This window comes from Streptococcus caballi DSM 19004, from assembly GCF_000379985.1.
Taxonomy (GTDB): Bacteria; Bacillota; Bacilli; order Lactobacillales; family Streptococcaceae; genus Streptococcus; species Streptococcus caballi.
In genome coordinates this window covers 1-11,052 of sequence record NZ_KB904092.1, presented here as the reverse complement: position 1 = coordinate 11,052, position 11,052 = coordinate 1, and the positions used below count along the sequence as shown (strand labels likewise).

The following is an 11,052-nucleotide window of genomic DNA, read 5'->3' as shown; positions in this document are numbered from 1 at the left end:
CAGAACAGGGTCAAGACTAGGACGCCCTGTTTCATCGCTATAGCTATCTGCGACTAAGTCATAGATAAAGGAGAAGTCAATAGCTTCCTCTATTTGACGAAGGAGATGATCTTGAGGAACAAGGTCATCTAAACTGTAGAAACCAAATTGACCGCGTTTGTAGGCTGGGTTTTCTTTGTGTAACATAGCGACTCTCCCTCTGTTTATTAACTGGATTCCTATCTCTATTATATTACTTTACACATGAAAAAGCCGTTAGAAATAAAATTCTAACGACTTTGTCTTCATTCTGAGAGAATCATCTGATTCTCTTTTTTTATTAGCTATGCTGTTATAAGATTTGGTGCGTACTTCTTTAATGATTTGACAATGGTGATCACAATAAAAAGGCTGATCAAACGATCGAGATAGTCTGTACCCGCTTGAACTAAAATAAGACTGGCTGTCATGTCAAGTCCTAAACCATGTAGGAATTGCGCTAAAATACTAGATCCACTTGAGGTGATACCATGAAAAAGGATGACAGTAATGCTAGATGAAACGACTGTTCCTGGAAGAGAAACAAGCAAACTTTTCCATATGAGACTAAGAGTTGTACTATTTTTCTTAACTAAAAAGCCAGCAATAACTGCAACGATGATAGCGACAGGTGAAAAGTAGAGCGAGAAGATATCCGTAGTCATCCAGCTCAATAACGCGCTGATAAGGGCTGTTCCAGCGCCAAACCATGGGCCAAGAACCACAGCCACAAGCAAGGTTCCAATGGTGTCTAGGTAGAGTGGTAAATGAAGTAGAAGCGCGAGATTTGCTCCAATATAGTTGATAGCGATAGCGATTGCCATGAAGGTGATAAGGCGTGCAGGTGATTTTTTCATGTGTTTATCCTAACTTTAAAAAATTAAGGTCATCAGAGATGAGACTTTTTTGTGCATTTAGAATGACGGTTAGAAAATCGATCCAGAATAAGTTAGTTTCGACTTGGGTTAAAATGTGGCTGTTTGCTTTTTTGTTATAAAAATCATAATGGTCAACGACCGTTTGTCCCATAGCAATACCTTGGGTAACAACATCGGTATAACTATCAAAGCCAGTACAGATGCTGCTATCAACAAAATAAGCAACTGCTAGGGGATCATTGATAACACATCCAATAATGTGCTCATACTTCCAGTGAAAGTCAAAGTAGAAGCGAGTGATTTTTCTGATGAAATCAGTCATTTCTTCATCAATTCGCCTCATGTACTCTAGATGGTTAGGTTTCAAGACGATGCTGCGAGTAACATCAAGTCCTACCATTTCTACTTTTTTACCCAATTTGTCAAAAACAAGCTGTGCTGCATGTGGGTCACACCAATAATTATATTCCGCAACTGGTGAGCAATTACCGTGTGATTTGTAAGAGCCACCCATCGATATGAAACGGTAACAGTTTTTTCCTAAACTTGGGTTAAGATCAAGAGCCTGAGCAATATTGGTCAATGGTCCTAAAGCTATGATGGAAGTTTGTCTTTTCTTTTCAAAATAATTGGCTAAGAATTGCTGAGCAGATATTTCTTGTACAGCGTAGTCAGACTTGAGTTGAAAGTTATTTTCACCTAGTCCATCCATTCCGTGAGTATCCTGAGCAGATACAAACTCTCTACTTAGTGGGTGACTAGCTCCTTGGTAGACAGGAATATCCAATCGGTTGAGTAATTCCAAGACAGTAAAGGTATTTTTAACACCTAATTCAACAGGACTATTTCCAGCAGTAACTGTTATAGCAACCACTTGTAGTTTAGGATGCTTGATGGCATAGATAAGAGCTAAGCTGTCATCTATACCAGGATCACAATCAATAATAATTTTTTGTTTTGGCGTCATTTTTCCTCCTTTCTAGTAATAATAAAAAGAAAACGGAGCCTGATCTTCTTTGCAAATCAAAACTCCGCAACTGTTCATCTTTTTACATTAAGCATGGCTTCTTCAGAACAGAGTTACTTGAGAGCAATAGCACAAGTTATCAGTTTTGAAGGCCGTTATTGAGTTACTTAGTTTTTTATTCTGGGAAGTTTTCGAACCAGTCTGAGCTAGAGCTCAATTATGCACAAGTTATATTATAATATGCCCCTCTCATCTTGTCCATATTTTTTAGAAAATAGTGAGCTTGCAGAGAAATTTTTCTATTTTTAACAATTGGATTTTGGAAAGGCTATAAATTTTATGTTTCAATTTTCTGAAAATTCTGCTATACTAATAGCAACAATAAAATGAAGGAGTATTGTGATGACTAAGACAATTCATACAGATAAAGCCCCTGCGGCTATCGGTCCTTATGTTCAAGGAAAAGTAGTCGGTAATTTTCTTTTTGCTTCTGGGCAAGTTCCCTTGTCACCAGAAACAGGTGAGATTGTTGGCGAAACCATTCAAGAACAAACGCAACAAGTTTTGAAAAACGTGGGAGCTATTTTAGAAGAAGCTGGCACAGATTTTGACCATGTGGTGAAGGCAACTTGCTTTTTAAGTGATATCAATGATTTCGTTCCTTTCAACGAAGTTTATGCCAAAGCTTTCAAATGCGATTTTCCAGCTCGTTCAGCAGTAGAGGTAGCACGTCTGCCTAAAGATGTCAAAATTGAAGTTGAAGTCATTGCCTATATCAACTAGGAAATACTTATGAGATAACTTAAAACCTGCCTCGGCGGGTTTTATTTATGTTATAATGAAATCTAGAAAGAAGGCGAAGCATGGCAGAAGAAAAATTAGTAATTGATGCTATTGACAAAGAGACTTATCCAGCGACCGAAGGGGTTTTTCTCTTTGAATTGGACAGGCGATTGAGGAGCTTGGTGCTTAAAGAGCATGCGGACCTGAATGAGCAGGCCTTTATTAGCAATAAAAATTTGGCTTCCTATCGCTTGCTTTATCTTAACAAGATGATTGAAAATGCTAATAAGAAGAATGAATACATCAGGGAAACTATTTATGATGTCACGAAAAATCAAGATATTGGCCCTCTTGATATTCAAGAAGAGTTGGACAGCAAAATTACCTTTGGTCAGAAGATTGCGGACTACGTAGCTCGTTTCGGTGGCTCTTGGACCTTCATCATTTCTTTTATCATTTTTATGGCTATCTGGATGGCTTTCAATGTCATCAAGCCATTTGGTTTGGTTTTTGATGCCTATCCGTTTATTTTGCTAAATCTTGCCTTGTCAACCTTAGCTGCCATTCAGGCACCGCTTATTATGATGAGCCAGAACCGTGCTTCAGACTACGATCGCTTGCAGGCCAAGAATGATTACATGGTCAATAAAAAGTCAGAGCAGGGAGTCAGTCTTCTTCATGCTAAGATTGATCACTTGGTGCAACAAGACCAGTCAGACTTACTGGAAATTCAGAAGTTACAGACTGAGATGCTGGTGTCCATCACTGAACAACTAGATGAAGTTCAAAAGATGAATCAAAACTTGCAAAATCATTTGAATAATTTGCATAATGGGAAAGGATAATAAAATGTCAGATGCTAAGATTAATTTAGTCATTGTCACTGGGATGAGTGGAGCAGGCAAAACAGTCGCTATTCAATCATTTGAAGATTTGGGCTATTTTACAATTGATAATATGCCGCCAGCCCTCGTGCCTAAATTTCTGGACCTGATTCAACAATCAGGGGATAATGATAAGGTTGCTTTAGTGGTTGATATGCGCAGTCGTCTCTTTTTCAATGAAGTTAATTCTGTCTTAGATAAACTCGAAAGTAATGAAAAGATTAATTTCAAAATTCTTTTTTTGGATGCGACGGATACAGAATTAGTCTCACGTTATAAGGAAACGCGTCGTAGTCACCCTTTGGCAGCTGACGGTCGTGTGCTTGATGGGATTAAATTGGAACGTGAATTATTGGCACCGCTGAAAAATCTCAGTCAAAATGTGGTTGACACGACAGAATTAACGCCTCGTCAGTTGAGAAAAACGATTTCTGAACAGTTTTCAAGTTCAAATGACCATAATTCTTTCCGCATTGAGGTGCTCAGTTTTGGTTTTAAATATGGTTTGCCTTTGGATGCGGACTTGGTTTTTGATGTTCGCTTCCTACCTAACCCCTACTACAAGCCTGAACTACGCAATCTGACAGGATTGGATCAAGGGGTCTATGACTATGTCATGGAGCACCAAGAATCAGCAGAATTTTACAAGCACTTGTTGGATTTGATTGAACCTATTTTGCCAGGCTACCAGAAAGAAGGTAAGGCTGTTCTGACCATCGCTGTGGGCTGTACAGGAGGTCAGCATCGAAGCGTAGCCTTTGCCCATCGCTTGGCGGAAGATTTAAAGGAAAATTGGCCTGTCAATGAGAGCCATCGTGATAAAGATCGTCGCAAGGAAACGGTAAATCGCTCATGAAAAAACCAAAGATTACAGTTATCGGTGGGGGAACAGGGATTCCTGTGATTTTAAATAGCCTCCGCTCAGAAAATGTTGATATTACAGCTATCGTTACTGTAGCAGATGATGGTGGCTCTTCAGGTCAAATACGCAATGCCATGCAGCTAACGCCACCAGGTGATCTGCGCAATGTGCTAGTAGCCATGAGCGACATGCCCAAATTTTATGAAAAGGTCTTCCAGTACCGCTTTGCTGAAGGTGATGGCGCACTAGCAGGGCATCCATTAGGAAATCTAGTTATTTCAGGTATTGCGGAGATGCAGGGATCAACTTACAATGCCATGCAGCTTCTGACTAAATTTTTCCATGTAACAGGGAAGATTTATCCAGCCAGTGAAACTCCTCTGACTTTACATGCTGTCTTTCAAGATGGGCATGAAGTAGCGGGGGAGAGTCACATCGCAGATTACAAAGGCATGATTGATCATGTTTATGTGACCAACACCTATAATGATGAGACGCCCAAGGCTAGCCGTAAGGTGGTCGATGCTATTATGAATAGCGATATGATTGTCTTAGGACCGGGTTCTCTCTTTACCTCTATTTTGCCAAATCTGGTTATTCCAGAAATTAAGCAGGCTTTGCTTGAGACGCCTGCTCAGGTGGCCTATGTCTGCAACATCATGACCCAGCTAGGTGAAACGGAGCATTTTACGGATGCTGACCATGTAGCGGTGCTCAATCGTCATTTGGGACAGGACGTTATTGACACAGTCTTGGTGAATATTGAAGAGGTACCTGAGGAATATATGGCCAACAATGCTTTTGATGAATACTTGGTGCAAGTTGAACATGACTTTGAAGGTCTAACCAAGCAGGCCAAGCGGGTTATTTCCTCTAATTTCCTTCGTTTAGAAAATGGCGGCGCTTTTCACCATGGCGACCTAGTCGTTGCAGAGTTGATGAATTTAGTAGGGAAACGACTATGAGTTTCACGATTAAAGTCAAGGAAGAATTGCTTCAGCTAGATCAAGCTGATAAGCGGGAGTTGTCGGCTATTATCAAGATGTCGGGCAGTCTAAGTTTAACTGGTCAGGGATTGAATTTGTCCATCACTAGTGAGAATGCCAAGATAGCCCGTCATATCTACGAGCTTCTAGAGACACTTTATCAGGTTGCCCCTGAAATCAAATACCATCAGAAAACTAATTTACGTAAGAACCGTGTTTACACGGTATTTGTAGCAGATAATGTGGAAGAAATTTTGTCAGACCTCAAGCTGGCGGATTCTTTCTTTGGTATTGAGACAGGAATTGAAGAAGGAGTACTAAATGATGATGAAGCTGGCCGAGCGTATTTGCGCGGTGCTTTCTTAGCTACGGGAACCATCCGTGATCCCGAGTCAGGCAAATATCAGCTGGAGATTTTTTCCGTCTATCAAGACCATGCCGAAGATTTGGCCAATCTCATGCGAAAATTCATGCTGGATGCTAAGATTATTGAGCACAAGAATGGTGTGGTGACCTACCTGCAAAAGGCTGAGGATATCATGGATTTCCTCATTGTCATCGGTGCAATGGACTGCAAGGAAGAGTTTGAAGAAATCAAAATCATGCGTGAGACACGTAATGACCTCAACCGCGCTAACAATGTGGAAACAGCTAACATTACCAAGACTATCACAGCTAGCATGAAGACCATCAACAATATCATCAAAATCATGGATACGGTTGGCCTGGAGACCTTGCCTCTGGAATTGCAGCAGATTGCTCAAGTTAGAATTGCTCATCCAGACTACTCAATCCAACAAATCGCGAACAGCTTAGACACACCACTAACCAAGAGCGGCGTCAACCACCGCCTCAGAAAAATCAATAAAATCGCAGAAGAATTATAAAAGGAGATATAACATGAGTTGCACGACTATTCTCGTCGGAAAAAAAGCTTCTTACGACGGTTCGACTATGATTGCTCGAACAGAAGATTCGCAGAGTGGAGACTTTTGTCCGAAGCAGTTTAAGGTAGTTAATCCTGAGGATCAACCACGTCATTATAAATCAGTTCTGTCTAGTTTTGAGATGGACTTGCCAGCTAATCCCATGCGCTATACCTCTGTTCCCAATGCTCTGGATAATGAGGGAATTTGGGGTGAAGCTGGTATCAATGCTGTTAACGTTGCCATGAGTGAAACAGAAACGATTACTACCAATAGCCGTGTCTTGGGAGCTGATCCGCTAGTCCCATCAGGTATAGGTGAGGAAGACATGCTGACATTGGTGTTGCCTTACATTCACTCTGCGCGTGAAGGTGTAGAACGTTTAGGAGCTATCTTGGAGGAATACGGTACTTATGAATCAAACGGGATTGCTTTCTCGGATGTTGATGAGATTTGGTGGCTGGAAACTATTGGTGGTCACCACTGGATTGCCAGACGTGTGCCAGATGATGCTTATGTGACCAATCCTAATCAGCTGGGCATTGATCATTTTGAATTTAATAATCCTGATGACTACATGTGTTCTAGCAATTTGAAGGAATTCATTGCCAAGTATAATTTGGACTTGACTTATTCCAATGAACATTTCAATCCACGTTATGCTTTTGGCAGTCAGAAGGATAAGGATCGTCATTATAATACGCCGCGTGCTTGGGCTATCCAACGTTTCCTCAATCCTGAAATCAAGCAAGACCCGCGCAGCTTTTTTATCCCTTGGTGCCAAAAACCTTACCGCAAAATCACGGTCGAAGACGTTAAGTATGTCCTCAGTAATCACTATCAAGACACGGTATACGACCCTTATGGACCAGAGGGCGACCACACCAGCCAACGTACTTTCCGTACTATTGGAATTAACCGCACCAGTCAGACAGCGCTTTTGCAGCTCCGTCCAGACTGTGCTCACGAGACGACAGGTATCCAGTGGCTAGCCTATGGATCCATGCCTTTTGGGACAATGGTACCCTTCTTCACGCAAGTCTCTAGTACACCAGATTATCTGGCCAATACAACTGAAAATGTCTCAACAGACAGTTTCTACTGGGCAAATCGTCTGATCGCAGCCATTGCAGACAGCCATTATGCATCACATGAGGCTGATATCGAATCTTATGTTGAACGCACTATGGCGCAAGGTCATGCCATGATTGGTAAGGTTGACCAAGCATTAGCAGATGGCCGACCTGTCAACTTAGTAGCCCAAAACCAAGCCATGAGTGACTACCTACAAGATCAAACTCAGGCTCTTCTCAACAAGGTTCTCTTTGATGCTAGCAACCTCATGACCAATCACTTCTCGGTCAGCGACTAATAATGCTATGTCAAGCTCAATCCTGACAAGGGTTGATTTTTTTTGATGATAAACTATTGACTTTCCGAGGGTTTCAACTAAAATGACATGTCAGGAAGGTCAAAACCATGTGATTAGCCAAATAATGAGTTGTGACAGGTTGGAATCAGCAGAAGATATTACAAGTGTTAGTAGACTTTTTGACCTACCTTGCAAGCCTTGAAGGACAGCTGTTATTCTACTTGGCATTTTCCCTCCCTATTGTGACTGCGCCAAGTTTCATCTTGACGGTGATTAGGGAGTTTTTGAAAATAGCAAAGCTAAGCTTTTTAAATTTTTTTGCCAAAAGACTTGCAAAATAAAATAGATATGATATACTTAACCAGTAAAATAACTAGTTAACAAAGGAGATGTCATGAAAAAGAAAATTCTTTTAATGATTAGTTTAGTTAGCCTTTTGTTTGCTTGGCAAATGTTACAAGTCAAACAAGTCCTCGCAGATAGCAAGATGAAGGTCGTTACTACCTTTTATCCTGTTTATGAATTTACCAAGGGTGTCTTAGGTGATCAGGCAGATATTTCCATGCTCATCAAGGCTGGAACTGAACCTCATGATTTTGAGCCATCTACTAAGAATATCGCAACCATTCAGAATGCGGATGCTTTTGTTTACATGGACAATAGCATGGAAACCTGGGTTCCTAGTGTCAAAAAATCTATTAAGACAGACAAGTTGACTATCGTCAAGGGTACTGGGGATATGCTGCTTTCAGCAGGAGTGGCTGAAGAAGGGGATCACGAACACGGTCACGAAAGTCATCATCATGATTACGATCCACATGTTTGGTTGTCACCTAAGCGCGCTATCACAGTGGTTGAAAATATCCGTGACGGATTTGTTACTGCTTATCCTGACAAGGCTGATACTTTCAAGTCAAATGCAGCAGCCTACATTGAAAAACTGAAGAAACTTGATAATGAATACACTGATGGTCTGTCAAATGTTAAGCAAAAGAGCTTCGTTACTCAACACGCAGCCTTTGGTTACTTAGCTCTTGACTATGGACTTAATCAAATTCCAATCACAGGTATTTCAGCAGAAGCAGAACCTTCAGCAAAACGCCTGGCTCAGCTGTCAGAATACGTTAAAAAATATAAGGTTAAATATATCTACTTTGAAGAAAATGCTTCAAGTAAAGTAGCCAAAACCTTGGCCAATGAAGCTGGAGTCAAGACTGAGGTTCTCAATCCGCTTGAAAGCTTGACCAACAAGCAAATTAAGGCTGGAAAAGATTATTTCTCAGTCATGCGCAAGAATCTCAAAGCACTTAAGTTAACAACTGACGTAGCTGGTAAGGAAATTCGGGCTGAAAAAGACACGACCAAAACAGTCAACAAGGGTTATTTCAAAACCAGAGATGTGACTGACCGCAAACTCAGCGATTGGACAGGCGAATGGCAATCCGTTTACCCATACTTGCAAGATGGTACATTAGACAGTGTTTGGGATTACAAGGCAAAAGCCAACAAAGATATGTCTGCAGCTGAGTACAAAGCCTACTACACAACAGGTTATAAGACTGATGTTGAAAAAATTAATATTGACGGTAAGAAGAATACCATCACTTTTGTACAAAATGGTGTGGAACATACTTTTAAATACAAATACGTTGGTCACAAGATTTTGACTTATAAGAAAGGCAACCGTGGTGTACGTTATCTTTTTGAAACAGATGATAAAGATGCAGGTCAGTTCAAATACATTCAATTCAGCGATCATGGCATCAAGAGTCAAAAGGCTGAACATTTCCACCTTTTCTGGGGGGATAGCAGCCAAGATGAGATCTTGGAAGAAATGGACAATTGGCCAACTTACTACCCAGCAAACTTGACAGGCAAGGAAATTGCCCAAGAAATCGTTGCTCATTAATCACACTATCATAACAGGACAAAACAAGATCCTATGTGGTCTTGTTTTTGTTTATTTTTATAGTGACGAATAAAGTAGAATTGTGATAAAACGAAAACGTAATGCTGACTAATACTAAACAAAAACCAGAAATAGCGCTATAATAATTTAAAGAATTAAAAAGATTCTTTGAGGTGGGAAATAAAGCTTATGCAGTAAGTGACAAAAGTTATGTCAAGACCATTTTGGCATCAAAAATAAAATCTTCATTCATTAAGACAAGTTGCTTCAAACCCAAATGAAAATAAAGCGAGTAGCGCTAAAACTATTTATTGAGAGTGGTTATTAGCAGACAAAGCTGTCTGTGAATGTGACGGATTTGTCTAGAGGAGCTGTTTACCATCATTTTAAGAGAAAGGAAGGCATCTTGGAGTAGATACTGAATGAGGTTGATTATATATTGTGGTTTATTTGAACAGGAGCAGTCTACCCATTATTTCTACCGAAAAATCGGAAGTGATTAAGAGGGTGTTAATGATCTTATCTGAAGAATGGAGACATGAAGGAGACAGACATGAATAAATTTTTAAGACTAATGTTTGCTTTGGTGATTCTAGCAATGCTTGGCGCAACGGTATTACAATTATTCTTTCCAGACTATATGGGAAGTCATTCGGGTTATGGAGTGGCTTACGGTTGGCAAAGAGAAATTGCTTTCTGGGACATGGCGGTGCTGATTATTTTAGTTGCGGTTAATATTAAGTACGATTGGTTCTATTTGCAAGTCGTGCTCTTGGCATTGAGTGTTGGTGGTATTTGTATCGGAACCAATCATTTAGTCTATTTTATGGCTCGCCATTCTTTGATTAATGGCATTGGGGCAGCGGAAAATTATCTTTTGGTACTTGGCTGGTTCATAGGTTGGATAATTGAAAATAAGCATAGAAAGAGCAGGGCATAACTAAACCGTTTCCTGTGTGGGACATTTTTCTACCATTTGTCAAGCCTATCAAGGTTTTAGCGAAAAAATAATTTTCATACAGTCATCAAAATAAGGAAATGAGCTTACTCTACACTAAAGATTTACATAAAAAATGTATACAAAACCAACACCTTATTTTGTGATTTTTGAAATAAGGTGTTACAATGATATGGCATAAACAATTTTACTGATTTTTGGTAGACGCATAATCGTAAAGGTTGTTATGCATTATGAGGTAATATATTGTTCTGATAAGACGATGTATGAAGGCAATCGTATGTGGCTTGGTTGAAGTCGTTTGCGATTGCCTTTTTCGTTTCTCATAAAAGTCTGCGAATGGCACGGCTTGGTGTGGCTAGCTGAAGCGATATTGTGAATGCACTTGAACAAAATTTTTCTAGCATAAGGATTCCCACGCTTGGTAATGTGCTTCTTAGCGAGGAAGTTACCGGATTCATAGTGTCTCAGGTCAATACCGATAAAGGCATTGATTTGATTGGCAGACT

11 protein-coding genes, 1 pseudogene and 1 riboswitch are annotated in these 11,052 nt (G+C 40.2%); of the genes and pseudogenes, 8 read left to right on the top strand and 4 right to left on the bottom strand.

Annotated elements, in window-relative coordinates; translation table 11 throughout:
* From A3GS_RS0107875 to A3GS_RS0107865, 3 genes are all read right to left on the bottom strand, one after another.
* The coding region (locus tag A3GS_RS0107875; protein ID WP_018364880.1) for a transposase at window positions 1-186 on the bottom strand (186 nt) is incomplete at its 3' end.
* Between the two features lie 137 nt (window positions 187-323).
* Window positions 324-875: an ECF transporter S component gene (locus A3GS_RS0107870; RefSeq protein ID WP_018364879.1), complete on the bottom strand. Its 552-nt coding sequence runs from the start codon at window positions 873-875 to the stop codon at window positions 324-326.
* 4 nt (window positions 876-879) lie between these two features.
* Window positions 880-1,863 (bottom strand): nucleoside hydrolase, encoded by a 984-nt coding sequence (locus A3GS_RS0107865; RefSeq protein ID WP_018364878.1) that lies wholly within the window; start codon window positions 1,861-1,863, stop codon window positions 880-882.
* Window positions 1,864-2,024: 161 nt separating this feature from the next.
* Window positions 2,025-2,069: riboswitch (PreQ1 riboswitch) on the bottom strand.
* A 196-nt stretch (window positions 2,070-2,265) separates the two neighbouring features.
* Here A3GS_RS0107865 and A3GS_RS0107860 point away from each other — a divergent pair.
* From A3GS_RS0107860 to A3GS_RS0107825, 8 genes are all read left to right on the top strand, one after another.
* The gene (locus A3GS_RS0107860) at window positions 2,266-2,646 is read left to right on the top strand and encodes a RidA family protein (protein WP_018364877.1); all 381 of its coding nucleotides are present in this window, start codon (window positions 2,266-2,268) and stop codon (window positions 2,644-2,646) included.
* Window positions 2,647-2,726: 80 nt separating this feature from the next.
* On the top strand, window positions 2,727-3,491 hold the full coding sequence (locus A3GS_RS0107855; RefSeq protein WP_018364876.1) for a DUF1003 domain-containing protein: 765 nt from the start codon (window positions 2,727-2,729) through the stop codon (window positions 3,489-3,491).
* A gap of 4 nt (window positions 3,492-3,495) precedes the next feature.
* Complete coding sequence (gene rapZ, locus A3GS_RS0107850) at window positions 3,496-4,386, top strand: RNase adapter RapZ (RefSeq protein WP_018364875.1); 891 nt, start codon at window positions 3,496-3,498, stop codon at window positions 4,384-4,386.
* Window positions 4,383-5,357 (top strand): YvcK family protein, encoded by a 975-nt coding sequence (locus A3GS_RS0107845; protein WP_018364874.1) that lies wholly within the window; start codon window positions 4,383-4,385, stop codon window positions 5,355-5,357. The genes rapZ and A3GS_RS0107845 overlap by 4 nt, the downstream gene beginning before the upstream one ends.
* On the top strand, window positions 5,354-6,265 hold the full coding sequence (gene whiA / locus A3GS_RS0107840; protein WP_018364873.1) for a DNA-binding protein WhiA: 912 nt from the start codon (window positions 5,354-5,356) through the stop codon (window positions 6,263-6,265). The genes A3GS_RS0107845 and whiA overlap by 4 nt, the downstream gene beginning before the upstream one ends.
* Before the next feature lie 13 nt (window positions 6,266-6,278).
* Window positions 6,279-7,676: a C69 family dipeptidase gene (locus A3GS_RS0107835; protein ID WP_018364872.1), complete on the top strand. Its 1,398-nt coding sequence runs from the start codon at window positions 6,279-6,281 to the stop codon at window positions 7,674-7,676.
* Window positions 7,677-8,070: 394 nt separating this feature from the next.
* A complete protein-coding gene (locus A3GS_RS0107830; RefSeq protein WP_018364871.1) occupies window positions 8,071-9,585 on the top strand; it encodes a zinc ABC transporter substrate-binding protein AdcA in 1,515 nt (504 codons plus the stop codon).
* Window positions 9,586-10,138: 553 nt separating this feature from the next.
* Window positions 10,139-10,525: a hypothetical protein gene (locus tag A3GS_RS0107825; protein ID WP_018364870.1), complete on the top strand. Its 387-nt coding sequence runs from the start codon at window positions 10,139-10,141 to the stop codon at window positions 10,523-10,525.
* Between the two features lie 205 nt (window positions 10,526-10,730).
* Here A3GS_RS0107825 and A3GS_RS12400 read toward each other — a convergent pair.
* A pseudogene (locus A3GS_RS12400) lies at window positions 10,731-11,052 on the bottom strand (transposase); the annotation flags it as partial.